Source organism: Streptomyces narbonensis (assembly GCF_014649015.1).
GTDB classification, from domain to species: Bacteria; Actinomycetota; Actinomycetes; order Streptomycetales; family Streptomycetaceae; genus Streptomyces; species Streptomyces narbonensis.
This window is the reverse complement of sequence record NZ_BMSF01000156.1, coordinates 1-608: the sequence shown is the minus strand read 5'-3', so window position 1 is coordinate 608 and position 608 is coordinate 1. Positions and strand designations below refer to the sequence as shown.

Sequence of the window (608 nt, the reverse complement as noted above, 5' to 3'; positions counted from 1 at the left end):
AGTATAATCATCATCCCAAAGTATAATATCAATACGTTCATTATGTAATTCATTAGAAATAGACTGGATCCTATAACCCCGCATACCTACACAAGAACCTACTGGATCAAGATTAAACTCATTTGTTTTAACAGCAATTTTAGCTTTATAACCTGGATCTCTTGCAACACTTTTTATTTCTATTAATTCATCTAATATTTCAGGCACTTCTATTTTTAATAATTCAATTAAAAATTTTGAACAACATCTTGATAGTATTAATTTAAAATTCCGACTATTTGGATTTACCTTAAATAATAAAGTACGTACCCTTTCATTAATATTAAACCGTTCCCCTGGCATCATTTCATTACGTGGTAAAAAACCTTCAGTTTTATCATCTAATTCAATTATTATACCCTCTTTAATTATTTTTTTTATATTCCCACATATTATTTCACCTATTTTTTTACTATAATTACGTATTATTTCAGTACGTTCAGCTTCACGAACTTTTTGTATAAGAATTTGTTTTGCAATTTTAACAGCTATTCTACCAAAATTAATATTCTCAATTTTATATTCAATATATTTATTAAGTTCAATTTTTTTATTTATTTTTTTAGCAG

At 25.3% G+C, this 608-nt stretch carries 1 protein-coding gene; it reads right to left on the bottom strand.

Going from position 1 to position 608, the window contains the following annotated elements; all coding sequences use genetic code 11:
* On the bottom strand, positions 1-608 hold a 608-nt coding region (locus IE124_RS35950), incomplete at both ends, for a NusA N-terminal domain-containing protein (protein WP_189514032.1).